Raw genomic sequence first — 24,749 nt, 5'->3', positions numbered from 1 at the left:
CGGCTCAGCCCCCTGGAGCCCCGTCCTGGGCCGCCCCGCCGCCCGGCTGGGCGGTCAGGCCGAGGAGCAGCACCCGGGTGAAGCTGTGCACCCAGGCCTCGTCCGCCGGCTTGCCGCTCACCAGGGTGCGGTGGACCACCGCACCCGCCACCATGTCGAAGATCAGGTCCACCGTGCGGGACGACTCCGCCGGGTCCGGTTCCGGCGGGAGTTCGCCGCGGCGCTGGGCCCGGGCACGGCCCTCCAGGACCAGACGTATCTGCCGGTCCACGATCGAGGCACGGATCCGCTCGCGCAGGGCGTCGTCGCGGGTCGCCTCCGCGACCACCGCCATCAGGCCACTTCTGGCCTCCGGGCGGGCCAGGATCGCCGCGAACTGGAGCACCACGCCCTCGATGTCGGCGGCCAGACTGCCGCGGTCGGGCAGTTCGAGCTCGTCGAACAGCTCCGCGACCGCGTCCACCACCAGTTCGTGCTTGCCCGCCCAGCGGCGGTAGAGCGTCGTCTTCGCGACCCCCGCCCGCGTGGCTACGTCGCTCAGGGTCAGCCCTGACCAGCCGAGTTCCACCAGAGCCTCGCGTGTGGCGGCCAGGATCGCGGCGTCCGCGGCGGCGCTGCGCGGGCGTCCGGTACGGCTGGCGGGGTGGCGGCTGTGCATGCGTCGACCATAACCGGCGGAATCTGTGCGGTCGTGAGGGAGATCACCGGGGAGTGGTGTCGCGGTGCCTCCGCATGGCATTACGCTACGGGTCGTAGCGAAAGCTCGTGCGGGACGTACACGGGCGACGACCACAGGCGTGGGTGGGGACCCGGCGCCGAACACAGCGCTTTTTTTCTTCATGCGCCGAGACGGGGGAGGATAGACGCATGCAGCCACGGAACATGTCCATGAGCGGCGTCGTCGACCTCGCCGCGGTGAAGGCGGCCCAGGAGGCCAAGGCCAAGGCCGAGCAGACGCGCGCCGAAGCCGCCCGGCAGGGCGGCGCGGGGGCCGTATCCCCGGCCGACCTCGTCATCGACGTCGATGAAGCGGGATTCGAGCGGGATGTCCTGCAACGGTCCGCCGAAGTACCGGTCGTCATCGACTTCTGGGCCGAGTGGTGTCAGCCCTGCAAGCAGCTGAGCCCGGTCCTGGAGCGACTGGCCGTCGAGTACAACGGGCGCGTCGTGCTCGCCAAGATCGACGTCGACGCCAACCAGATGCTGATGCAGCAGTTCGGGGTCCAGGGGATCCCGGCCGTCTTCGCCGTCGTCGCGGGGCAGGCGCTGCCCCTCTTCCAGGGCGCGGCCGGCGAACAGCAGATCCGGGAGACCCTGGACCAGCTCGTGCAGGTCGCCGAGCAGCGCTTCGGGCTGACCGGCCTGACCGTCGACCCGGACGCCGAGCCGGGCGGCGCCGCGCCGCAGGAGATGCCGGCGGGGCCGTACGACGCCCTCCTCGAGGCCGCCGTACAGGCGCTGGACGCGGGGGACCTCGCCGGTGCCGTCCAGGCGTACAAGAACGTGCTGAGCGACGACCCGGGCAACACGGAGGCCAGACTCGGCCTCGGACAGGCCGAGTTGCTGCAGCGGGTGCAGGGCATGGACCCGCAGCGGGTGCGCGAGGAGGCCGCCGGCAAGCCGGGCGACGTGGACGCGCAGATCGCGGCCGCCGACCTGGATCTGGTGGGCGGTCATGTCGACGACGCATTCGGGCGGCTCATCGACACCGTGCGGCGCACGGCGGGTGACGACCGGGACGCGGTACGGCGCCGGCTGCTGGAGCTGTTCGAGGTCGTGGGGCCGGAGGACCCCAGGGTGGTCGCGGCCCGACGGGCCCTCGCCCGGGCTCTGTTCTGACCAGTCGCTAAACACCACGGCATGTGATGCCGGAGTGAAAAATTTGCCTACGAGGCGTCAGGGCGGCCGCACTTTGCCAAAACTTGGCAATTGCGGCCGCTGTTACTCGGAGTAAACCGATGCCGTTGATCTGTCTGGTTTCGTCCAAGGATCAACGGCTTTGCTCTGCCCCTGACTGACACCCAGCGTCGCCCTTCGAGACCGCTGGGTCGTTGTTCGGTTATCCGGCCGTTACTAGCGAGTAACGAACCCCCTTGTGCCGAGGCCGAGAATGCACCACGATCGGCGACGCTCGGTCCATTCCCGCACCCCCGGCAGCCGGTCGGGTCGAGGGAGACTCTGGGTCCCCACCGAGCAGAGCCGGCGGCAGTGGAGCCGGCTCTAGGACAGGGGGGTCTTCGCCGCACGGCGAAGCCTGTCCAGAAGGTTGTGCGTGATGCGTGTCAGGCGCGACCAGTGGTTGTCGCTCGGGGGTGATCGCCGGTGGTTCGGGCGCGGTTCGTGCCTGATGAGTACGGGCGCTCTCCTTTCCGAGGACGTAGCACTTCTCCCATCCCTGCCTGGCTGAGCCGCCGATTGGGGCGAGTCGGGCCAGGAGATGTACGTCCGAGAAGGAGGAAATATGGAGTCCCAGGTGCGTGGCGGGACCAGATGGAAGCGGTTCGCTGTGGTCATGGTGCCCAGCGTCGCCGCCACGGCAGCGATAGGTGTCGCCCTGGCGCAGGGTGCTCTCGCTGCTTCGTTCAGCGTTTCGGGGCAGTCGTTCAAGGTGACGGCGAAGTCGCTCCACGGTGAGGGCTTCGCACAGTACGGAGCGCTCGACCAGGGCTACACCCTGACCGGTCAGAAGGCGCTTCACCCCGTCGCGGTCTCGGCCTTCAAGTCGGCCACGATCCAGAAGATGTGCCAGTCGGTCGTCACCCCGGACCTCCCGGTCATCGGTGACGTGACGCTCCGCCTGGAGGCGGGTGACAGCTCCGACAAGAACAAGCAGGTCGAGGCCGACCGTCTGTACATCGACGTCGAGGACCTGCAGGCCGACGCCGTCTTCCACAACATCGACATCGGTGTTGCCGCCAAGGACGCCAGCAAGGGTCCGGGCATGAAGGGGAACGGCGAGCAGGCCAACCCGTTCGGCTTCGCCCAGCAGGCGGACTCGGCGGACCTGACCGACGTGAAGCAGACGGCGTGGGCGACCACCGCCGGAACCTTCAAGCTCAGCGGTCTGCACATGTCGCTGCACAAGGGCAAGGGCGCAGGAATCGAGTGCTACTAGGCACTCACTGACGGGCGGGGGAGCCGGTGGCGCCCCCGCCCGTCCACACTCCGGCCGCGTGTTCACACGCGGCACACATCACCACCACAGCAACGCCGCACCAGGGAGCTGTTTTCCATGAGCGCCGAGACTCCTGCCGCAGACCCCGGTCAGTTCACCCACCGGAGGCTGCAGTTCCGCGCCTGGCGGGGCACCCGGCCGTTCTGGGCCGGCCTCCTCGTCCTGCTCAGCGGCTTTCCGATCATGTACTTCCCGTACGCCCATCTCCAGGTCGGTCATCTGACCCTGGCCATGTCGACGACCGCGGGAGCCGGGTCGCTGATCATCGGTGTGCTGCTCGTCGTGCTCGGCGTCAGCCTCTGGTTCCAGAAGCACGTACGGACCTTCGCGGGCGTCGCCGCGATCCTGCTCGGGCTGGTGTCCCTGCCCGTGTCCAACTTCGGCGGCTTCATCGTCGGCTTCCTGCTCGCCCTCGTCGGCGGTGCGATGGCCGTGTCGTGGGCACCGGGCGCGCCGGAGGGCGCGGAGGAGACCGGCACGGGACAGGCGGCCGCTTCCGGGCCCTGGCTGGGCAAGGGATCGGACGCGGGAACCGTGAGCGAGTCGAACGACCTGTCGGGAACGAGCCCCGCCAACGGGGCGAACGGGAGGCACAGTGCCGGCTGACGAGGTGACCCACGGGGCCGATGTGGACGGGTCCCGTGCGAGAACCGGTCCCCGCCACGCGGCACCCAGGCGGCCGCTGTTCACCAGGTTCCACATGCCCGCCGGCAAGGCGATCGCCTCCGTGGCGATGCCCACCGCCGTCATCGTGGGCATGGGCTTCACATCGACGCTCGCCCTCGCCGACAACAACGGCGGGACGACGTCGAACAGCCAGAAGGCCGCGGAGTACAAGGACTGCGTAGACGCGCTCAAGGACTCCGGTAAGGCCTCGGACTCGCCCTCGCCGTCCGCGAGCGAGTCCACGGACACGGCGACGCCGACCCCCACGGCGTCCGCCGGGGCCACGGACAAGCAGGACTCGGGCAAGACCTCCTCGTCGGATTCAGGTTCCGACGACGAGAAGTCCACGCCCGAGCCCACGGCGACCTCCGGCTCCTCCGGCTCGGATTCGGGCTCCGGCTCCGGATCCGGTGGCGACACGGCGACGCCGTCGCCGTCCGCGAGCCAGAGCAGCGGTGGTGTGCTGGGCACCCTCGGTGACACGCTCGGTGACATCCTCACCGGCGGCAAGACGGACTCCGGCACGTCCGCGAGCCCGGAGCCGTCCGCGTCCCCGTCGTCCGGTTCCACCGGCGAGGACAGCACCACCGGCACGGTGAAGGACACGGTCGAGAAGACCACCAAGACCGTCACGGACACCGTCAAGGACACGACCGACACCGTCAAGGACACCACCGACAAGGCCTCCGGGACGGCCGAGGACACCACGCAGGCGGTCAAGGACGCGGCCGAGTCGGCCGTCCCCAGCCCGTCCGCGAGCTCCACGACGTCCCCCGACGACTGCCCGGCCGCCACGGACGCCGAGGGCGGCGTCGACAACAAGGTGCCGGTGGCGGACGACCCCTGGTACCTGGACGCCAGCTCGCTGACGCTGAAGGGCGCCGACTACAAGGGCATAGTCGAGGTCAGGACTGCCAACGGCACCACCAAGAAGGTGCTGAAGTACGTCATCTCCAAGGGCACGGAGATCGATGACCTGCACCAGACGGTGAAGGACAAGCAGGCCGGCAAGACGTACCACGTGCAGGCGGCCAAGGGCTCGACGTCCACGATCACCGGTGGTGACACGGTGATGTACACCGAGAGCATCTCCGGCAACCTGCTGGGGCTGATCCCGGTCACGTTCAGCCCGGACAGCCCGCCGCCGCTGAACATCCCGCTGATCTACTTCACCAAGGTCCACGTGGTCCAGGCGGCCCAGTTCGGCGGCAACCTGCACGTGCCCGGCATGCACGTGTACAGCACCGACTGAGCCTCCGGACAAGCCCGTTCGGGAGCCGCGCACAGAGCTGAGGGCGCCCCCTGTCACAGGGGGCGCCCTCAGTGCGTGCCGAGACCCTCGGCGGGCGGGTCAGTTGCCCTGGCCGCCCAGGTGGTGCACCCGGACCATGTTGGTGGTGCCGGGGACGCCGGGAGGCGAGCCGGCGGTGATGATCACCGTGTCACCGGGGCTGAAGCGGCCCAGCTTGGCCAGCTCCTGGTCCACCATGTCGACCATCTCGTCGGTGCTGTTGACGAAGGGCACGATGTGGGACTCCACGCCCCAGCTCAGCGTGAGCTCGTTGCGGGTGCCCTCGTCGGTGGTGAAGGCCAGGATCGGCTGGGCCGCGCGGTAGCGGGACAGGCGGCGGGCGGTGTCACCGGACTTGGTGAAGGCGATCAGGCCCTTGCCGCCGAGGAAGTCGGCGATCTCGGCGGCGGCACGGGCCACCGAACCGCCCTGCGTGCGCGGCTTCTTGCCGGGGACGAGGGGCTGCAGGCCCTTGGCGAGCAGCTCCTCCTCGGCCGCCCTGACGATCTTCGACATCGTCTTGACGGTCTCGACCGGGTAGGCGCCCACCGAGGACTCCGCCGACAGCATGACCGCGTCCGCGCCGTCCAGGATCGCGTTGGCCACGTCGGAGGCCTCGGCGCGGGTCGGGCGGGAGTTGGTGATCATCGACTCCATCATCTGGGTCGCCACGATCACCGGCTTGGCGTTGCGCCGGCACAGCTCGATCAGGCGCTTCTGCACCATCGGGACCTTCTCGAGCGGGTACTCGACGGCCAGGTCACCGCGGGCCACCATCACACCGTCGAACGCCATCACGACGTCCGTCATGTTCTCGACCGCCTGCGGCTTCTCCACCTTGGCGATCACCGGGACCCGGCGGCCTTCCTCGTCCATCACCCGGTGCACGTCGTTGACGTCCTTGGCGTCCCGGACGAAGGAGAGCGCGACCATGTCGCAGCCCATGCGGAGGGCGAAGCGCAGGTCCTCCACGTCCTTCTCGGACAGCGCGGGCACGTTCACGGCGGTGCCGGGCAGGTTGATGCCCTTGTGGTCGGAGACCACACCGCCCTCGATGACGATCGTCCGCACCCGGGGACCCTCGACGTCCAGGACCTTCAGCTCGACGTTGCCGTCGTTGATCAGGATCTGGTCGCCGCGCGAGACGTCGCCCGGCAGGCCCTTGTAGGTGGTCCCGCAGATGTGCTTGTCGCCCGGGACGTCCTCGATGGTGATGATGAACTCGTCACCCCGCTCGAGTTCGACCGGGCCCTCGGCGAAGGTCTCCAGGCGGATCTTCGGGCCCTGGAGGTCGGCGAGGACACCGATGGCCCGGCCGGTCTCCTTGGACGCGGCCCGGACGCGGTCGTACCGCGTCTGGTGCTCGGCGTGGGAGCCGTGGCTGAAGTTGAAACGGGCCACATTCATACCCGCCTCGATCATGGCGACGAGCATCTCGTGGGAGTCGACCGCGGGGCCGAGAGTACAGACGATTTTCGAACGGCGCATGGGGCGATCCTATCGGTTTGTTTCGCTGCGGAATATTCCGTCTGGCGGAAGATACAAATGGGCGGACATGCGCTCAGGCGTGTTACTCCGGTGTATTGCTCAGCTCTTCTTTCCGACCAGTTCGTAGGTCCGTGTCGCGATCTCCAGTTCCTCGTCGGTCGGCACCACCGCGACCGCCACCCGGGCGGACGCGGGCGAGATCAGCCGCGGCTCACCGCCGCGCACCGCGTTCAGCCCGCCGTCGACCGCCAGGCCCAGCGGCTCCAGGCCGGCGATCGCCGCCTCGCGCACCGGCGCCGCGTTCTCGCCGACCCCGGCCGTGAACGCGACCGCGTCCACCCGGCCGAGCACCGCGAAATAGGCGCCGATGTACTTCTTGAGCCGGTGAATGTAAATGTCGAAGGCGAGGGCGGCCTCTTCGTCGCCCTCGTCGATCCGGCGGCGGATCTCCCGCATGTCATTGTCCCCGCACAGACCGAACAGACCGCTCCTCTTGTTGAGAAGACTGTCGATCTCGTCCATGGACATTCCGCCGACACGAGCCAAATGGAAGATGACGGCCGGGTCCAGATCACCGGATCGCGTACCCATCACCAGCCCCTCCAAAGGCGTCAGGCCCATCGAGGTGTCCACGCACCGTCCCTTCTCGACCGCGGACGCCGAGGCGCCGTTGCCCAGGTGCAGCACGATGACGTTCACCTCCGAGGGGTCCTTGCCCAGCAGCCGCGCGGTCCGGCGGGAGACGTAGGCGTGCGAGGTGCCGTGGAACCCGTAGCGGCGGATGCGGTGCCGGTCCGCGATCCTCGGGTCGATCGCGTAGCGCGCCGCGGACTCCGGCATCGTCGTGTGGAAGGCCGTGTCGAAGACGGCCACCTGGGGCAGGTCCGGGCGCAGCGCCGTCGCGGTGCGGATACCGGTCAGGTTGGCCGGGTTGTGCAGCGGCGCGACCGGGATCAGCCGCTCGATCTCGGTGAGCACCGCCTCGTCGATCACGGTCGGCTCGGTGAAGAACATGCCGCCGTGCACCACCCGGTGCCCGATCGCGGCCAGCTCCGGCGAGTCCAGGCCCACGCCGTCCCGGGACAGCTCCTCGGCGACGGCCTTCAGCGCCGCGTCGTGGTCGGCGATCGGCCCGCTCTGCTCCCGGGTCTCTCCGCTCCTCACACAGGTGTGCTCGAGCCGCGAGGTCTGCTCGCCGATCCGCTCGACCAGCCCCACCGCCAGCCGGCTGCTGTCCCGCATGTCCAGCAGTTGGTACTTCACCGACGAGGAGCCGGAGTTGAGGACGAGGACTCGGGTGGGGGAGGTCACAGCTCGGCCGCCTTCTCGCTGGGGGTCTGGGCCTGGATCGCCGTGATGGCGACGGTGTTGACGATGTCCTGGACGAGCGCGCCCCGGGACAGGTCGTTGACCGGCTTGCGCAGGCCCTGCAGCACCGGGCCGACGGCGATGGCACCGGCCGAGCGCTGCACGGCCTTGTAGGTGTTGTTGCCGGTGTTGAGGTCGGGGAAGATCAGCACCGTGGCCTGCCCCGCGACCTCCGAGCCGGGCAGCTTGGTGGCTGCCACGGACGGCTCCACGGCCGCGTCGTACTGGATCGGCCCCTCGATCTTCAGGTCCGGCCGCCGCGAGCGCGCCAGCTCGGTGGCCTGGCGCACCTTGTCCACGTCGGCGCCCGAGCCGGACGTACCCGTGGAGTACGACAGCATCGCGATCCGCGGCTCCACCCCGAACCGCGCGGCCGTGACCGCCGACTGGATGGCGATGTCCGCCAGTTGCTCGGCGTTCGGGTCCGGGTTGACCGCGCAGTCGCCGTAGACCAGCACCTTGTCGGCCAGGCACATGAAGAAGACGGAGGAGACGATCGAGGAGTCCGGCCCGGCCCTCCCGTCTCCCGCCACCGCCCTGTCCGACGCGCTTCGCGCGGCTCCCTTCGCTCTTATGATCTCGAACGCCGGCCGGATGGTGGCTGCCGTGGAGTGCACCGAGCCGGACACCATGCCGTCGGCCAGGCCCTCCTGCACCATCAGGGTGCCGAAGTAGTTCACGTCCGACACGACGTCGTAGGCCAGCTCCACGGTCACGCCGCGGTGGGCGCGCAACTGGGCGTACCGCTCGGCGAAGGCGTCGCGCAGCTCGGAGGTGGCGGGGTCGATCACCTGGCTGTCGCCGAGGTCGATGCCCAGGTCGGCCGCCTTCTTGCGGATCTGGTCGGCCGGGCCGAGCAGGGTCAGGTCGCACACGCCCCGGCGCAGCAGCACCTCGGCGGCGTGCAGCACCCGCTCCTCGGAACCCTCCGGCAGGACGACCCGGCGCCGGTCCGAGCGGGCCTGCTCCAGCAGCTTGTGCTCGAACATCATCGGGGTCACTCGGTCGCTGCTCGGGGCCGATACCCGGTCCGCGAGGTCCGCGGAGTCGGCGTACCGCTCGAACAGGCCGAGCGCGGTCTCCGCCTTGCGCGGGGTGGCCGCGGTCATCTTCCCCTCCATGGAGAAGAGCCGCCCGGCGGTGGGGAAGCTGTTGCCGGCGACGGAGATCACCGGGGTGCCCGGGGCGAGGCGGGCGGCCAGGGTGAGGATCTCCTGGCTCGGCACCTCGTCCAGGGTGAGCAGCACGCCGGCTATCGGCGGGGTCCCGGCGCTGTGCGCGGCCAGCGATCCGACGACCAGGTCGGCCCGGTCGCCCGGGGTCACCACCAGGCAGCCGGGGGTCAGCGCGGTCAGGAAGTTGGGCAGCATCGCGCCGCCGAACACGAAGTCCAGCGCGTCCCGGGCGAGTCCGGAGTCGTCGCCGAGCAGCACCCGGGCGCCGAGGGTCTGGGCGATCTGCGCGACCGTGGGCGCGGACAGCGCGGGCTCGTCGGGCAGCACGTACACGGGTACCGGCAGCCGGTCCGCCAGCCGCCGGGCGATCTCGTCGCGGTCCTCGCGGTCCACCCGGTTGGCGACCATGGCGAGCACGTCGCAGCCGAGCCCGTCGTACGCCCGGAACGCGTTGCGGATCTCCGCGCGCACGGAGTCGGCGGGCTGTGCGCGGCCGCCCACCACCGGGATCACCGACGCGCCGAACTCGTTGGCCAGCCGGGCGTTCAGGGACAGTTCGTCGGGGAGCTGGGTGCCGGCGAAGTCGGTGCCGAGGACCAGGACGACGTCGTAGTCCCGGGCCACCAGGTGGAAGCGGTCGACCAGGGTGGAGACCAGTTCGTCGGTACCCTGCTCGGCCTGGAGCGCGGACGCCTCGACGTAGTCCATGCCGTAGACGGTGGCCGGGTCCTGGGAGAGCCGGTACCGCGTGCGCAGCAACTCGAACATCCGGTCGGGCCCGTCATGGACGAGTGGCCGGAACACTCCCACCCGGTCGACCTGCCGGGTCAGCAGCTCCATGACCCCCAGCTCGACCACCTGGCGGCCGTCGCCGCGGTCGATGCCGGTCACGTACACGCTGCGCGTCACGTGTGCACTCCGTTCCTCTGTCTCGCCGGTCTCTTCCGTGGCACAAAGTCCGTGGCACAAAAATCGCCCGCCCAGGTGAGCGGAACCCTCTTGACAATACCCCCGGTGAGGGTTAAGGCGCCCGTCAAGACATCACCCGGTCGGCGGACGTGAAACAATCGACAGTGGCTCACAGGTACCGACAGCGAGCAGGAGACACAGCACGATGCGCATCGGAGTTCTCACCGCAGGCGGCGACTGCCCCGGCCTGAACGCCGTGATCCGGTCGGTCGTGCACCGGGCGGTGGCGCAGTACGGCGACGAGGTCATCGGCTTCGAGGACGGCTACCGGGGTCTGCTCGACCGCCACTACCGCGTCCTCGACCTCGACGCGGTCAGCGGCATCCTGGCCCGCGGCGGCACCATCCTCGGCTCCTCCCGGCTGCAGCGCGACCGGCTCCGCGAGGCCTGCGAGGGGGCCGCCGACATGGTCGAGGAGTTCGGCATCGACGCGCTGATCCCGATCGGCGGCGAGGGCACCCTGACGGCGGCCCGCATGCTCTCCGACGCCGGTCTGCCGGTCGTCGGCGTCCCGAAGACCATCGACAACGACATCTCCTCCACCGACCGCACCTTCGGCTTCGACACCGCCGTCGGCGTGGCCACGGAGGCCATGGACCGCCTGAAGACCACGGCCGAGTCCCACCAGCGCGTGATGGTCGTCGAGGTCATGGGCCGGCACGCCGGCTGGATCGCCCTGGAGTCCGGCATGGCCGCCGGCGCCCACGGCATCTGCCTGCCGGAACGCCCCTTCAACCCGGCCGACCTGGTCAAGATGGTCGAGGAGCGCTTCGCCCGCGGCAAGAAGTTCGCTGTCATCTGCGTCGCCGAGGGCGCCCACCCCGCCGAGGGCAGCATGGACTACGGCAAGGGCGAGATCGACCAGTACGGCCACGAGCGCTTCCAGGGCATCGGCACCGCGCTGGCCTACGAGCTGGAGCGGCGCCTCGGCAAGGAGGCCAAGCCGGTCATCCTCGGCCACGTCCAGCGCGGTGGCGTACCCACCGCCTACGACCGAGTCCTCGCCACCCGCTTCGGCTGGCACGCCGTGGAGGCCGCGCACCGCGGCGAGTTCGGCCGGATGACCGCGCTGCGCGGCACCGACATCGTGATGGTGCCGCTCGCGGAGGCCGTCACCGAGCTGAAGACGGTCCCGAAGGACCGCATGGACGAGGCGGAGTCGGTCTTCTAGGGACCGCCGGACTCCGCTACGGACTCCTGGACTCCACCGCCGTCCAGAAGTTGGCCACGATCCGGTCGAGGAACTCCCGGCCGGACTCGCCGGCACCGCTTCCGCCGCCACCCCAGCCGAGGGTGGCGGCCATGCGCCCCTGATAGTCCTGGTGCAGCTCCCGCAGCACCTCCTCCACCACACGCCGGTCCAGGGGCACCAGCCGCGTCACCGGCCGCACCTGGGCCTGCCAGCGCGTCGTCACCGCGCCGCGCAGCAGGCCGGCGAGCCCCGCCTCGCGGCCCGTGACGGCCACGAAGTCGGCCGGGGCCAGCTCCAGCACCTCCGCGAGGGCGGCCGACCGGCGCTCATCGCCGCGCCACTGCCCGCTCTCCTCCATCCGCAGATACCCGCGCAGCTCCACACCGACCGCCCGGGCGACGTCCTCGGGCGCGATCCCACGGGCGACGCGGTGCTCCCGCAGGGTCCGGGGACGGCTGACGATCTCTCCCGGAGAACACCACAACACCCCGGCGAGTGCGGTGAGTTCAGCGCCGCCCGGGGCGGCGGCGCCGCGCTCCCAGGCGACGACGAGGCCGGCCGTCACATACGGCAGCCCGTACGAGACCCGCATCCCGTGGGCGACGTGCTCGGGCCCCATCCCGAGGGCGGCCCGGAGCCTGCGGGCGGCCGAGGCGTCGAACGGGGGACCGGGCGGACCGGCGGGACCGGGGCGAGGCGGAGATGGGCGCACCCGGCACAAGCTAGGGCCGCGACGGGCGGGGTGACTACGGTCGGTTCGAACAGGATCACGGGTGGTGGACGGGCGCGGTTTTGGACGTTCGGCGGATGGGCCGGGCGGTGTCCCGGCCCGAGCGGAAGGCGGCGGTCAGGGAGGTGACGGTGCGGGAGGTGACGCGGCCGTACGGGCCGCGGCGGTCACCGGCCCGGTGCCGCTGCCTCCGGAACCCAGCGGTACACCAGTTCCGGCCGGCCCACCTGGCCGTACACCGGACGCCGCTCGGCCCTTCCGGCGTCGACCAGGTGCTCCAGGTAGCGGCGGGCGGTGATCCGGGAGATGCCCACGGCCTCCGCGACGCCGGTCGCCGCAAGGCCCTCCCGGGCGTCCCGGAGGGCGCCGGTCACCCGCTCCAGCGTCGGGCCGCTGAGGCCCTTCGGGAGCGCGGCCGGAGACGGCGCGCGCAGCACGGCCAGCGCGCGGTCCACCTCGTCCTGCCCGCTGGCCTCGCCCACCGCCGCGTGGAACTCGGCGTACCGCACCAGCCGGTCGCGCAGCGTGGCGAAGGTGAACGGCTTCAGGACGTACTGCACGACGCCCAGCGAGACGCCCTCCCGGACCACGGCCAGATCCCGCGCCGACGTCACCGCTATGACGTCCGTGTGATGCCCCGCCGCCCGCAGCGACCGGGCGAGCTGGAGCCCGTGCACGTCCGGCAGATGCAGGTCGAGCAGCAGCAGGTCGACCGCCGTACGGTCCAGGAACCGGCGTGCCTCCGCGCCCGTGTGCGCCTTGCCGACCGCGACGAACCCCGGCACCCGCCCGACGTACATCACATGCGCGTCGGCGGCGACGGGATCGTCCTCCACCACGAGGACCCGGATCGTCGGCCGCTCCCCGGTCATCCGCCGCCACCCACCGCCGTGCGCAACGGCAACCGCACCTCGAACACCGCGCCGCCCTCCTCGGCCTCCGTCACCGTCAGCGCGCCCTCGTGACGCGTGACCGCCTGCCGTACGAGGGCCAGGCCCAGGCCCCGTCCGCCGGGCCCCGCAGGTTTCGTCGAGTACCCCCGCTGGAATACCAGGTCCGCGTGGGCCGGGTCGACACCGGTCCCCGTGTCCGAGACCCGCAGCACCAGCTCGGTGCCCCGCGCGTACGCCGTCACCGTCACCCGTGCCCCGCCGGTGCCCTGCGCCGCGTCCACCGCGTTGTCGATGAGGTTGCCGAGGATCGTCACCAGGTCGCGCGGGGGCAGGCCCTCGAGCAGCCCGTCGTCCAGCCGGCTGTCCGCCGACACCACCAGCTCCACGCCCCGCTCGTTCGCCTGCGCCGTCTTGCCCAGCAGCAGCGCGGCCAGCACCGGCTCGCTCACCGCGGCTACCACCTGGTCGGTCAGGGCCTGCGCCAGCTCCAGTTCCGCCGTCGCGAACTCCACCGCCTCCTCGGCCCGGCCCAGCTCGATCAGCGAGACGACCGTGTGCAGGCGGTTCGCCGCCTCGTGCGCCTGCGAGCGCAGGGCCTGGGTGAAGCCCCGCTCCGAGTCCAGCTCACCCATCAGGGACTGCAGCTCGGTCACGTCGCGCAGCGTCACCACCGTGCCCCGGCGCTCTCCGCCCGACACCGGCGAGGTGTTCACCACCAGCACCCTGGACGCCGTCAGGTGCACCTCGTCCACCCGCGGCTCGGACGACAGCAACGCCCCGGTCAGCGGGGCCGGCAGGCCCAGGTCCGCCACCGAGCGCCCGATCAGGTCCGCGTCACCTGCCTCGCCCACGCCCAGCAGCTCCCGGCCGCCGTCGTTGATGAGCGCCACCCGGTACTGCCCGTCCAGCATCAGCAGCCCCTCGCGCACCGCGTGCAGCGCCGCCTGGTGGTAGTCGTGCATCCGGCTCAGCTCGGTCGCGTTCATGCCGTGGGTGTGGCGGCGCAGCCGGGCGTTGATCACGTAGGTGCCGACCGCGCCCAGCAGCAGGGTCCCGCCGGCCACCCCCAGCAGGGCGGTGACCTGTTCCTGGACCCGGGCGCTGATCGCCTCCACCTTGATGCCGGCGCTCACCAGCCCGATGACCCGGCCGTCCTCCTCCACCGGGGTCACCGCGCGGACGGACGCGCCGAGGGTGCCGGTGTAGGTCTCGGTGAAGGTACGGCCCTGCCGCGCCGGCGCGATACGGCCCAGGAAGTGCCGGCCGATCTGCTTCTCGTCCGGGTGGGTCCAGCGGATGCCGGACGGGTTCATGATCGTCACGAAGTCGACGTTCGTGTCCCGCATCACCCGCACCGCGTACGGTTGCAGCTCCTCGGTCGGATCGGGGGTGTGGATCGCCGCGCGGACCGACGGGGAGTCCGCTATCGAGCGGGCCACGGCGGTCGCGTGCCGGGCCGCCGCGTCCTCCGCCTGCCGGCCGTCGCTGAGGTAGGTGAACAGCGCGTACCCGGCCACCACCACCGCGATCAGTACCGCCTGCACGGCGAACAGCTGGGTCGCCAGGCTGCGGGGCCGGGGGAGGGACGGGAAGCGCATGCCAGCAGTGTGCCTCTCCATTCAGGCGTGAACTAAATGAACGGAAGGGTGACCGCCCTCACAGGGGCGGGAGATAGTCACGGCATCCCCCACCCCGGACGTGAGCCGCACGCCGGTGATGCCGACGAAGACGTCAAGGAGGGCAGCCGTGGCCGCCAGCACCCCCGATACGGCACCTGCCGCACCCCGCGCCAAGCGGGACCGGACCCATTACCTGTACATCGCCGTCATCGTGGCGGTCGCGCTCGGCATCGCCGTGGGACTGATCTGGCCCGACGCCGCGGTCGAGCTGAAGCCGCTGGGCACCGGCTTCGTCAACCTGATCAAGATGATGATCTCGCCGATCATCTTCTGCACGATCGTGCTGGGCATCGGATCGGTGCGCAAGGCCGCGAAGGTCGGCGCCGTCGGCGGTATCGCGCTCGGCTACTTCCTGGTGATGTCGCTGGTCGCGCTCGCCATCGGGCTCGTCGTCGGCAACGTGCTGCACCCCGGGGACGGGCTGCACCTGACCGACGCGCTCAAGCAGACCGGTCACGCCCAGGTCTCCGCCGACGCGCTGCCGCCGGTCGACTTCGTGCTGTCGATCATCCCGGTCACGTTCGTGTCCGCCTTCACCGAGGGCCAGGTCCTGCAGACCCTGCTGATCGCCCTGCTCACCGGGTTCGCGCTGCAGGCCATGGGCTCGGCGGGGCAGCCGGTGCTGCGCGGTGTCGAGCACATCCAGCGGCTGGTCTTCCGCATCCTGTCCATGGTCATGTGGGCCGCCCCCATCGGCGCCTTCGGCGCCATCGCGGCCGTCGTCGGCTCGGCCGGCCTGGACGCGCTGAAGAGCCTCGCCGTGCTGATGCTCGGCTTCTACGTGACCTGCTTCCTGTTCGTCTTCATCGTGCTCGGCGCCTTGCTGCGGATCGTCGCCGGTGTGAACGTCTTCTCCCTGTTCAAGTACCTCGCCCGGGAGTTCCTGCTGATCCTGTCCACCTCCTCCTCGGAGTCCGCGCTGCCGCGGCTCATCGCGAAGATGGAGCACCTGGGCATCAGCAAGCCGGTCGTCGGCATCACCGTGCCGACCGGCTACTCGTTCAACCTCGACGGCACGATGATCTACATGACCATGGCCTCGCTGTACATCGCGGACGCCCTGGGCACCCCGATGTCGGTCGGCGAGCAGATCCCGCTGCTGCTCTTCCTGCTGCTGGCCTCCAAGGGCGCCGCGGGCGTCAGCGGCGCCGGCCTGGCCACGCTGGCCGGCGGCCTGCAGTCGCACAAGCCCGCGCTGGTCGACGGCGTCGGCCTGATCGTCGGCATCGACCGGTTCATGAGCGAGGCCCGCGCCCTGACCAACTTCGCCGGCAACGCCGTGGCCACCGTGCTGATCGGCACCTGGACCAAGGAGATCGACAACGGCCGGGTGCGGCAGGTGCTGGCCGGTGACCTCCCCTTCGACGAGACGACGCTGCTGGACGAGCAGCGGTCCGCCGCCACCGGGCTGCCCGAGCCCCGCGAGGGCGACGAGAAGGAGCTGGCCAAGGCCTGATCCGAGACTCCGGACGCCCGGCCCCGCCTGAACCGGGCCGGGCGTCCGGCCGACCCCGGGCGGCCGGGTCTCCCCCCGTGACCCGGCCGCCCGGCTCCCATCCACTAACGTGCCGTTCCGGTCGACCGGAGCGGCACGTCGGTGCTCGTTCCCGAACGCGGTACGAAAGGCAGGGCACGGGGGATGAAGATCGACTGGGACCGGCGGACCTGCGCGCGCAACGGCCATGTCACCTACGCGCCGGACGACCCCCGGCTGCGGGTGCGGCTGCACGCCCGGACGGAACTCGGGGACGTCTGGCGCTGCCTGCGCTGCGGCGACTTCGTGCTCGGCGAGCCGCACGCCTCGGGGCCGGCCGAGGACGCACCGCTGGTGCCGCGCGGGAAGGTGCTGCGGGATCTGTTCGTCCTGCGCTTCCTGGCGGTCGAGCGGGCCGTGCGCGGGGTGTTCATCGTGCTGGTCGCGGTCGCCGTGTGGAAGTTCAGCAACAGCCGGAACGCGGTGCGCCGGCTCTTCGACGAGTACCTGAACGTCTTCCGCCCGGTGTTCCGGCACTTCCACTACGACCTCGACCACTCCCCGGTGGTCGGCTCCCTGCAGAAGGTCTTCGGCTACCGGCAGTCCACGCTGCTGCTGGTGGCGGCACTGCTGCTGGCCTACGCGCTGATCGAACTGGTCGAGGCGGTGGGCCTCTGGTACGCCAAGCGCTGGGCGGAGTACCTGACGGTGGTCGCCACGGCCGCCTTCCTGCCGCTGGAGATCTACGAACTGACCGAGCACATCAGCTGGCTGAAGATCGCCACCCTCGTCCTCAACATCCTCGCGGTCCTCTACATCGCGCTGACCAAGCGCCTGTTCGGCCTGCGCGGCGGACGCCGGAAGTTCGAGGAGGAGCGGCACAGCGCCTCGCTGCTGGAGGTGGAGGAGTCGGCCGGAATGGCCGCCCACGACCGGCCCTTGCCTTGACGCCGACGTCAACACCTACCGTCGTACCCATGCGAATCGGCGAGCTGGCCGCACGGGCCGGGACCACCACCCGCGCCCTGCGCTACTACGAGACGCGGGGGCTGCTGCCCGCCCGGCGCGACGGCAAGGGACACCGCACCTATGACGAGGGCGACCTCAGGCTGGTGCGCCAGATCCGGACCCTCCAGGACTGCGGGTTCGACCTGGAGGAGACGCGGCCGTTCGTGGAGTGCCTGCGGGCCGGGCACCCGGAGGGCGACTCCTGTCCGGCGTCCCTGGTGGTCTACCGGCGCAAGCTGGACGAGCTGGACGCGCTCATCGGGCAGCTCACGGCGGTGCGGGAGACGGTCGCCGGGCGGCTCGGGCGGACCGTGGGGGTCCCCCCGCTCGAGCGAAGCCGAGAGTGGGGGAGGGCCCGGGAGGCGCTGGCCGCCGAGTCGCTGGTTCCGGGCGGTCCGGAACCCCTGTGCGAACTGGGAGGGCGGGAGAAATGATCAAGGCTGCGGGTGTGGCCGAGGTGCGGGACGCCGACTTCGGGACGGAGGTGCTCCGGGCGGATCTGCCGGTGCTGGTGGAGTTCACCGCCGACTGGTGCCCGCCGTGCCGCCAGATGGGGCCGGTGCTCAGCGACCTGGCGTCCGAGCAGGACGGCCGGCTGAAGGTGGTGCAGCTCGACGTGGACACCAACCCCGAGACCACGAACGCGTACAAGGTGCTGTCGATGCCGACGTTCATGGTGTTCCGGGACGGCGAGCCGGTGAAGGCGATGGTGGGGGCGCGGCCCAAGCGGCGGCTGCTGGAGGAGCTGGCCGACGTGCTCTGAAAGCGGCCCCCGCACACCAAAAAATCCCCTGAGCAATTGTGCTCGGGGGATTTCTCTGCGTATATTCAGTGATTCGCGACTTCATTTGGACGAAGGCGCGGTGAAGTTCACTGAGCAGAGTATATCCGGGCGGGAGCGGAATTGTCAAACACCGAATATCCGGACGGTGAATTGCGGCGTGAGCAGGAATTCATCGACGGACTGTACGCGCGCGTCGACGAGCTGCGCGGCGAGGCCGAGTCCTCGGTCGCGGACGCCCTCGCGCAGGGCGACAAGCCCATGCAGGCCCGGCTGGAGCGGGACATCCTGGTCGCCGAGCGCTCCGGGCTGCTCGCCGCGCTGAACGCGGTGGACGGTTCGCTCTGCTTCGGCCGGATCGACCTGACCTCCGGTGTCAGCCACCACATCGGCCGGATCGGGCTGCGCGAGGACGACGCCGAGCGCACCCCGGTCCTCATCGACTGGCGGGCCGACGTCGCCCGTCCCTTCTACGTGGCCACCGGCCACACCCCCATGGGACTGCGCCGCCGCCGGCACCTCACCACCGACGGCCGGACCGTGACCTCGCTGCACGATGAGATCCTCGACCTCGGCGACGCCACCCGCACCGGCCACGAGGACCCCAGCGGCGACGCGGTCCTGCTGGCCGCGCTGGGCTCGGCGCGCACCGGCCGGATGAGCGACATCGTGCAGACCATCCAGGCCGAGCAGGACGAGATCATCCGGGCCCCGCACCGCGGGGTGCTGGTGGTCGAGGGCGGCCCCGGCACCGGCAAGACCGCCGTGGCGCTGCACCGGGCGGCCTACCTGCTCTACGAGCACCGGGAGCTGCTGGCCCGCCGCGCCGTGCTCATCGTCGGCCCCAACCCCGCCTTCCTCGGCTACATCGGCGAGGTGCTGCCCTCCCTCGGCGAGACCGGCGTACTGCTGGCCACCGTCGGCGAGCTGTTCCCCGGGGTACGGGCCACCGCCACCGACACGCCCGAGGCGGCCGCCGTGAAGGGCCGCGCCGACATGGCCGACGTGCTCGCCGCCGTCGTACGCGACCGGCAGGCCCTGCCCGATCCGGTCGTCACCGTCGAGCACGACCGCGAGGTGCTGATGCTGGACGACGGACTCGTGAGCGTCGCCCGTGAGCGCACCCGCGCCGCCGGGCTGCCGCACAACGCGGCCCGCGAGTACTTCGAGGGGCACATCCTCAACACGCTCACCGAGCTGTACGCCGAGCGCGTGGGCACCGACCCGTACGACGGCGGCAGCCTGCTGGACCCCGCCGACGTCACCCAGATCCGCGACGAACTGGCCGAGAACCCCGAGGTCTGGTCCGCCATCGACCTGCTGTGGCCCCGGATCACCCCGCGGCGTCTGGTCGCCGACTTCCTCGCCGAGCCGGACGGCTACCTGCCCCGCGCCGACGCCGACGCGATCCGCCGCCCGGTTACCCGGTCCTGGACCGTCGCCGACGTGCCCCTCCTCGACGAGGCGGCCGAACTCCTCGGGGAGGACGACCGGATCGCCAGGGCCCGCGCCGAACGCGAGCGGGAGACGCAGGTCGCCTACGCGCAGGGCGTGCTCGACGTCTCCTACGCCTCCCGCACCTACGAGTTCGAGGACAAGGAAGACAGTGACCCGGACGCCAGCGAGGTCCTGTCGGCCCACGACATCATCGACGCCGAGCGGTTCGCCGAGCGGCACGAGGAGGCCGACCACCGCAGCGCCGCCGAGCGGGCCGCCGCCGACCGGACCTGGGCGTTCGGCCACATCATCGTGGACGAGGCGCAGGAGCTGTCGCCGATGGCCTGGCGGCTGCTGATGCGGCGCAGCCCGACCCGCTCGATGACCCTGGTCGGCGACCCCGTCCAGACCGCCGAGGCGGCCGGTGTCGGCTCCTGGGCGGACATCCTCGCCCCCTATGTCGAGGACCGCTGGGAACACACCCGGCTCGGCGTCAACTACCGCACGCCGGCCGAGATCATGGACCTCGCCGCAGCCGTGGTCCGTGCCGAGCACCCGGACTTCGAGCCGCCCAGCTCGGTGCGCTCGACGGGGGTACGGCCCTGGGTGCGGGACGCGGGCGGCGACCTGCCCGGCGCGGTCGCCAAGGCGGTCGCCGAACTCACCCCGGCCGAGGGCCGGCTCGCGGTCATCGCCCCGCGCGAGCTGCACCGGGCGCTGGCCGCCCGGCTCGACGGCGTGACGGCGGGCGCGGAACCCGACCTCACCCACACCGTCGTCCTCCTCGACCCCCGCCAGTCGAAGGGCCTGGAGTTCGACTCGGTCCTGGTCGTGGAACCGGCCCGCTACGGCACCAGCGACCTCTACGTGGCCCTCACCCGCGCCACCCAGCACCTCGGCGTGCTCCACACCGGTGACCTGCCGGCGGGGCTGAACCGAACCAGCCCCTCCGGCGTCTGACGAGCGGCGGGGGCGGAGACCCTACGCAGGCCGCAGCCACACCGTGGCCAGCGGAGGCAGCGTCAGCCGGATGCTCGCGGGACGCCCGTGCGCGCCCTGCGGCTCCGGCTTGACCGCGTCCGGATTGACGACGTCACTCCCGCCGTACCGCCCCGCGTCACTGTTCAGCACCTCCACCCACGCCGGGACGTCCTCCGGTACACCGATCCGGTAGTCGTGCCGCACCACCGGCGCCAGATGGGACACCGCGAGCAGCGGATTCCCCTCGGCGTCGAGACGCAGGAACGCGAAGACGTTGTCGTCCACCGCGTCACCGGTGACCCACTGGAAGCCGGCCGGATCGGTGTCCCGCTGCCACAGCGCCGGAGTGGTCCGGTAGCTTGCGTTCAGGTCCCGCACCAGGTCCCGCACGCCCCGGTGGTCGCCCTCGGCGCCGTAGGCCGGGTCTAGCAGCCACCAGTCGGGGCCGTGCGCCTCGGACCACTCGGCGCCCTGGGCGAACTCCTGCCCCATGAAGAGAAGTTGCTTGCCCGGGTGCGCCCACATGAAGCCGAGGTAGGCCCGCAGGTTCGCGCGCTGCTGCCACCAGTCGCCCGGCATCTTCGACACCAGCGACCGCTTGCCGTGCACGACCTCGTCGTGGGAGATGGGCAGCACGTAGTTCTCGCTGTACGCGTACACCATCGAGAAGGTCATCTCGTGGTGGTGGTAGCTGCGGTGCACCGGCTCATGGCTCATGTACTCCAGCGAGTCGTGCATCCAGCCCATGTTCCACTTCAGCCCGAAGCCGAGGCCGCCGAAGCCGCTCGGGCCCTGCTGGTGGGTGGGGCGGGTGACGCCGTCCCAGGCCGTCGACTCCTCCGCGATGGTCACCACTCCCGGGCAGCGCCGGTAGACCGTGGCGTTCATCTCCTGGAGGAAGGCGACCGCGTCCAGGTTCTCCCGGCCGCCGTGCTCGTTCGGCGTCCACTGGCCGGCCTCGCGCGAGTAGTCCAGGTAGAGCATCGAGGCCACGGCGTCCACCCGCAGCCCGTCGATGTGGAACTCCTCGCACCAGTACACCGCGTTCGCCACCAGGAAGTTGCGCACCTCGCGGCGGCCGAAGTCGAACTCCAGGGTGCCCCAGTCGGGGTGGGCGGCGCGCAGCGGGTCGTGGTGCTCGTACAGGGGGCGTCCGTCGAACTCCGCCAGCGCCCACGCGTCGCGCGGGAAGTGCGCCGGCACCCAGTCCATCAGGACGCCGATGCCCGCCTGGTGCAGCCGGTCCACCAGGTACTTGAAGTCGTCCGGGGTGCCGAGGCGCGCCGTGGGCGCGTAGAAGCCGGTGACCTGGTAGCCCCAGGAGCCGCCGAACGGGTGCTCGGCGACCGGCATCAGCTCCACATGGGTGAAGCCCATCTCCGTCACGTAGGCGGGGAGCTGCTCGGCGAGCTGCCGGTAGGTCAGGCCCGGACGCCAGGAGGGCAGGTGGACCTCGTACACGGAGAACGGCGCCTCGTGGACCGGGGTGTCGGCCCGCCGGGCCAGCCACTGGGCGTCGCCCCACTCGTGGTGCGAAGCGTGCACGATGGAGGAGGTCGCGGGCGGGACCTCGGTGCGGCGGGCCAACGGGTCGGCCCTGAGGGTGCGCGAGCCGTCCGGGCGGGTGATCTCGAACTTGTACAGCTCGCCCTCGCCGACACCCGGCACGAACAGCTCCCAGACGCCCGAGGAGCCGAGCGAGCGCATCGGGAAGGCCGCGGCGTCCCAGAAGTTGAAGGTTCCGGCCACCCGGACACCCCGCGCGTTCGGCGCCCACACCGAGAACCGGGTGCCCGTCACCCCCTGGTGCGTCGTGATGTGCGCGCCGAGCGCCCGCCAGAGCTGCTCGTGCCGGCCCTCGCCGATCAGGTGCAGGTCCAGCTCGCCCAGCGTGGGCAGGAACCGGTAGGCGTCCTCCGTCTCGTGGACGGTGCCGTCGTACGTGACGAGCAGCCGGTAGGCGGGGACGTCGGTGAGCGGGAGCAGCCCGGAGAAGAAGCCGTCGCCGTCGTCGTGCAGCTCCGCCCGCAGGTCCCCGGAGACCACGGTGACCGCCTGGGCGTAGGGGCGGAAGGCCCGGAAGGCGACACCGCCGGGGACCGGGTGGGCGCCGAGCACGGAGTGCGGGGCGTGGTGCGTGCCGTGCAGCAGCCGCTCGCGGTCACCGGCGTCGATCGCGGGGGAGACCGCCACCTCCGCCGGGCCCGGCCGGTCCGGCGGTTCGGGCCTGCGGGCGGCCGGGATCGCGGCCCGGTCACCGGTGGGCCTGGCCACCGTGCGCCTGTCCGCCTTGCTCTTGTCCGTCTTGCTCTTGCCTGACTTGTTCTTCGAGGTGACTGGCTTCTTGGACGTCACGGACGGTTCTCCCGGGCGAGGGTCGGGTCGGACGTGGCGAGGCGGCGGACCGCGGCGAGCGGCACGGGCAGCCACTCGGGGCGGTGACGGGCCTCGTAGACGACTTCGTAGACGGCCTTGTCGGTCTCGTAGGCGCGCAGCAGCACCGGGTCGGTGCGCGGATCGCGGCCCGCGACCTCCGCGTACCCGGAGCAGTAGGCGGACCGGCAGTGTCGCGCCCAGTCCGGCGCGGGCGGGTTCACCGAGTGGGCGGCGTAGTCGAAGGAGCGCAGCATCCCGGCGATGTCCCGTACCGGCGGCTGCGGCATGCGCCGCTCGGCCAGCGGCCGGGCCGGCTCGCCCTCGAAGTCGATCAGCGACCAGGTGCCGGACGGCGAGCGCAGGCACTGGCCGAGGTGCAGATCGCCGTGGACGCGCTGGGCGGTCCAGGTGTGCCCCTCGGCGGCCAGGTCCGCCAGCGCCTCGAAGGCGGAACGCAGCCCGCGCTCGTACGGCAGCAGCGCCGGCACCGCCCGTACCGCCGCCTCCAGCCGCTCGGTCATGCCGTCCACCAGCAGCCGGAGCTGGGCCTGGCCCAGGGTGACCGTCGGCAGGGCGCGAGCCAGCGCGGTGTGCACCTCGGCGGTCGCCCGGCCGAGTGCCCGGGCCTCGGCGACGAAGTCCTCGCCCTTGGCCAGTTCGCGCAGCGCCAGCTCCCAGCCGTCGTCCGCGCCGTTCAGGAACGGCTGGAGCACGGCCAGGACGTACGGCTCCGGGTCCGCCCCGGCGAGCAGCCACGCCGTAGGCGCCGGCACCCGGTCGCAGCCCTCGCGGGCCAGGGCGAGCGGTATCTCCAGGTCGGGGTTGATCCCCGGGACCACCCGGCGCAGCAGCTTCAGGATGAACGTATCGCCGTACACGACGGACGAGTTGGACTGCTCCGCGGTCATCAGCCGGGGTACGAGGCCGCTCCTGATCTCCTGGTCCGGGTCCCGTTCGAACCGCAGCCCGCCGATGCGCGCCCGGGAGCGCAGGGCCTCCAGGAGCACCTCGGCGGGCCGGGGGTCGTACAGGGCCTCGTACACCGTGCGTCCGGCGAGCGGACCCTGCTCCACATGCCCGATCAGCGCGGGCGCCAGCCGGGGCGGCAGCGCCTCGCGCACGCCTATCAGCAGCTGGTAGCAGTCACCGGGGTGCGGTGGCGCGCCCAGTACGGGCGGCTGGTGCACCCGCAGCAGCAGGTGGTAGAGACCCAGCCGGCCTTCGGGGGGCAGCAGTTCGGTGACGGCCACCTGGGTGAACCCGGTGACCGGGCGTCCCTTGCCCGCGAACCAGCGCTGCCGGGGCAGCCACTCGCGCAGCAGTGGATCGAGCGATGTGAGGAGGTGGCCGGTCGTGCGGTCGGTGCCGAAGGGGGTGACCGTTTCCGCCATGGGCGTCACGTTCCTTTCCCCGGATCGTCGGGGGTGTGGTTGTTGCGTGCCCAGGGTGGGGCGGCGGAAACCGCCGGCCGCCCCACCCGATGGGGACTACGCCGCGTCCCGGCGCAGCCGGAACCAGTAGAAGCCGTGGCCCGCGAGGGTCAGCAAGTACGGCAGTTCACCGATGGCCGGGAACCGCACCCCGCCGAACAGCTCGACCGGGTGGCGCCCGGTGAACGGCCTGAGGTCCAGCTCCGTGGGCTGCGCGAACCGCGAGAAGTTGTGCACGCACAGCACCAGGTCGTCCTCGTATTCGCGCAGGAAGGCGATCACCGCCGGGTTCGAGGACTGCAGCTCGGTGTAGGACCCGAGCCCGAAGGCGGGGTTCTGCTTGCGGATCTCGATCATGCGGCGGGTGAAGTGCAGCAGCGACGAGGGCGACGACATGGACGCCTCGACGTTGGTGACCTGGTAGCCGTAGACCGGGTCCATGATGGTGGGCAGGAACAGACGCCCCGGATCCGACGACGAGAAGCCCGCGTTGCGGTCGGGGGTCCACTGCATGGGGGTGCGGACGGCGTCGCGGTCGCCCAGCCAGATGTTGTCGCCCATGCCGATCTCGTCGCCGTAGTACAGGATGGGCGAGCCGGGCAGGGACAGCAGCAGGGCGGTGAACAGCTCGATCTG

Annotated in this window: 20 protein-coding genes; 10 read left to right on the top strand and 10 right to left on the bottom strand. The window is 71.2% G+C overall.

The window, feature by feature from the left end; genetic code table 11:
• Positions 1 to 4: 4 nt before the first annotated feature.
• A complete protein-coding gene (locus AB0924_RS29035; RefSeq protein ID WP_358936027.1) occupies positions 5 to 658 on the bottom strand; it encodes a TetR/AcrR family transcriptional regulator in 654 nt (217 codons plus the stop codon).
• Between the two features lie 209 nt (positions 659 to 867).
• On the opposite strand from AB0924_RS29035, the gene AB0924_RS29030 reads away from it, so the two are divergent.
• The 4 genes from AB0924_RS29030 to AB0924_RS29015 all read left to right on the top strand — a co-directional run bounded on the left by AB0924_RS29030 (position 868) and on the right by AB0924_RS29015 (position 5,093).
• Positions 868 to 1,839: a tetratricopeptide repeat protein gene (locus AB0924_RS29030; RefSeq protein ID WP_366912944.1), complete on the top strand. Its 972-nt coding sequence runs from the start codon at positions 868 to 870 to the stop codon at positions 1,837 to 1,839.
• 622 nt (positions 1,840 to 2,461) lie between these two features.
• Positions 2,462 to 3,115 (top strand): DUF6230 family protein, encoded by a 654-nt coding sequence (locus tag AB0924_RS29025; protein ID WP_358936031.1) that lies wholly within the window; start codon positions 2,462 to 2,464, stop codon positions 3,113 to 3,115.
• A 117-nt stretch (positions 3,116 to 3,232) separates the two neighbouring features.
• Positions 3,233 to 3,781 carry a DUF6114 domain-containing protein gene (locus AB0924_RS29020; RefSeq protein WP_358936033.1) on the top strand — a complete coding sequence of 183 codons (549 nt, stop codon included), beginning with the start codon at positions 3,233 to 3,235 and terminating at the stop codon, positions 3,779 to 3,781.
• A complete protein-coding gene (locus tag AB0924_RS29015; RefSeq protein WP_366912943.1) occupies positions 3,771 to 5,093 on the top strand; it encodes a hypothetical protein in 1,323 nt (440 codons plus the stop codon). The genes AB0924_RS29020 and AB0924_RS29015 overlap by 11 nt, the downstream gene beginning before the upstream one ends.
• Positions 5,094 to 5,192: 99 nt before the next feature.
• Here the strand turns inward: AB0924_RS29015 and pyk are convergent, their stop codons facing one another.
• From pyk to pta, 3 genes are all read right to left on the bottom strand, one after another.
• The gene (gene pyk / locus AB0924_RS29010; RefSeq protein WP_358936037.1) at positions 5,193 to 6,620 is read right to left on the bottom strand and encodes a pyruvate kinase; all 1,428 of its coding nucleotides are present in this window, start codon (positions 6,618 to 6,620) and stop codon (positions 5,193 to 5,195) included.
• A gap of 99 nt (positions 6,621 to 6,719) precedes the next feature.
• The gene (locus tag AB0924_RS29005; RefSeq protein ID WP_358936039.1) at positions 6,720 to 7,931 is read right to left on the bottom strand and encodes an acetate kinase; all 1,212 of its coding nucleotides are present in this window, start codon (positions 7,929 to 7,931) and stop codon (positions 6,720 to 6,722) included.
• Positions 7,928 to 10,072 carry a phosphate acetyltransferase gene (gene pta, locus AB0924_RS29000; protein ID WP_358936041.1) on the bottom strand — a complete coding sequence of 715 codons (2,145 nt, stop codon included), beginning with the start codon at positions 10,070 to 10,072 and terminating at the stop codon, positions 7,928 to 7,930. The genes AB0924_RS29005 and pta overlap by 4 nt, the downstream gene beginning before the upstream one ends.
• Before the next feature lie 205 nt (positions 10,073 to 10,277).
• Here pta and AB0924_RS28995 point away from each other — a divergent pair, with 205 nt between their 5' ends.
• Positions 10,278 to 11,303: an ATP-dependent 6-phosphofructokinase gene (locus tag AB0924_RS28995; protein ID WP_366912942.1), complete on the top strand. Its 1,026-nt coding sequence runs from the start codon at positions 10,278 to 10,280 to the stop codon at positions 11,301 to 11,303.
• Positions 11,304 to 11,319: 16 nt separating this feature from the next.
• Here AB0924_RS28995 and AB0924_RS28990 read toward each other — a convergent pair whose 3' ends face one another.
• From AB0924_RS28990 to AB0924_RS28980, 3 genes are all read right to left on the bottom strand, one after another.
• Positions 11,320 to 12,045 (bottom strand): helix-turn-helix transcriptional regulator, encoded by a 726-nt coding sequence (locus AB0924_RS28990; protein WP_366912941.1) that lies wholly within the window; start codon positions 12,043 to 12,045, stop codon positions 11,320 to 11,322.
• 176 nt (positions 12,046 to 12,221) lie between these two features.
• Complete coding sequence (locus AB0924_RS28985) at positions 12,222 to 12,926, bottom strand: response regulator (RefSeq protein ID WP_358936047.1); 705 nt, start codon at positions 12,924 to 12,926, stop codon at positions 12,222 to 12,224.
• Positions 12,923 to 14,545, bottom strand: a complete 1,623-nt coding sequence (locus AB0924_RS28980; protein WP_366912940.1) for a sensor histidine kinase — start codon at positions 14,543 to 14,545, stop codon at positions 12,923 to 12,925. The genes AB0924_RS28985 and AB0924_RS28980 overlap by 4 nt, the downstream gene beginning before the upstream one ends.
• A 118-nt stretch (positions 14,546 to 14,663) precedes the next feature.
• Here AB0924_RS28980 and AB0924_RS28975 point away from each other — a divergent pair, with 118 nt between their 5' ends.
• The 5 genes from AB0924_RS28975 (at position 14,664) to AB0924_RS28955 (ending at position 20,286) form a co-directional block, all read left to right on the top strand.
• Positions 14,664 to 16,082 (top strand): cation:dicarboxylase symporter family transporter, encoded by a 1,419-nt coding sequence (locus AB0924_RS28975; RefSeq protein WP_358936077.1) that lies wholly within the window; start codon positions 14,664 to 14,666, stop codon positions 16,080 to 16,082.
• 183 nt (positions 16,083 to 16,265) lie between these two features.
• Entirely contained in the window at positions 16,266 to 17,048 is a 783-nt protein-coding gene (locus tag AB0924_RS28970) for a DUF2127 domain-containing protein (RefSeq protein WP_366912939.1), read from the top strand.
• Positions 17,049 to 17,077: 29 nt separating this feature from the next.
• Complete coding sequence (locus AB0924_RS28965) at positions 17,078 to 17,542, top strand: MerR family transcriptional regulator (protein WP_366912938.1); 465 nt, start codon at positions 17,078 to 17,080, stop codon at positions 17,540 to 17,542.
• Positions 17,539 to 17,871, top strand: coding sequence for a thioredoxin (trxA, locus tag AB0924_RS28960; RefSeq protein WP_358936055.1), 333 nt, complete (start codon positions 17,539 to 17,541; stop codon positions 17,869 to 17,871). Before AB0924_RS28965 ends, trxA begins: the two co-directional genes overlap by 4 nt.
• 171 nt (positions 17,872 to 18,042) lie before the next feature.
• Positions 18,043 to 20,286: a UvrD-helicase domain-containing protein gene (locus AB0924_RS28955; protein WP_366912977.1), complete on the top strand. Its 2,244-nt coding sequence runs from the start codon at positions 18,043 to 18,045 to the stop codon at positions 20,284 to 20,286.
• A 21-nt stretch (positions 20,287 to 20,307) separates the two neighbouring features.
• Here AB0924_RS28955 and glgB read toward each other — a convergent pair whose 3' ends face one another.
• The 3 genes from glgB to AB0924_RS28940 all read right to left on the bottom strand — a co-directional run.
• The gene (gene glgB / locus AB0924_RS28950) at positions 20,308 to 22,662 is read right to left on the bottom strand and encodes a 1,4-alpha-glucan branching enzyme (RefSeq protein ID WP_358936058.1); all 2,355 of its coding nucleotides are present in this window, start codon (positions 22,660 to 22,662) and stop codon (positions 20,308 to 20,310) included.
• Positions 22,659 to 24,074, bottom strand: a complete 1,416-nt coding sequence (locus AB0924_RS28945) for a phosphotransferase (protein WP_358936060.1) — start codon at positions 24,072 to 24,074, stop codon at positions 22,659 to 22,661. Before AB0924_RS28945 ends, glgB begins: the two co-directional genes overlap by 4 nt.
• Before the next feature lie 96 nt (positions 24,075 to 24,170).
• On the bottom strand, positions 24,171 to 24,749 hold a 579-nt coding region (locus AB0924_RS28940), incomplete at its 5' end, for an alpha-glucosidase C-terminal domain-containing protein (protein WP_366912937.1).

Source organism: Streptomyces sp. NPDC047869 (assembly GCF_040704065.1).
In the GTDB taxonomy this organism is placed as follows: domain Bacteria; phylum Actinomycetota; class Actinomycetes; order Streptomycetales; family Streptomycetaceae; genus Streptomyces.
The sequence above is the reverse complement of the archived record's forward strand: the minus strand, read 5'-3'. Positions and strand labels throughout refer to the sequence as shown.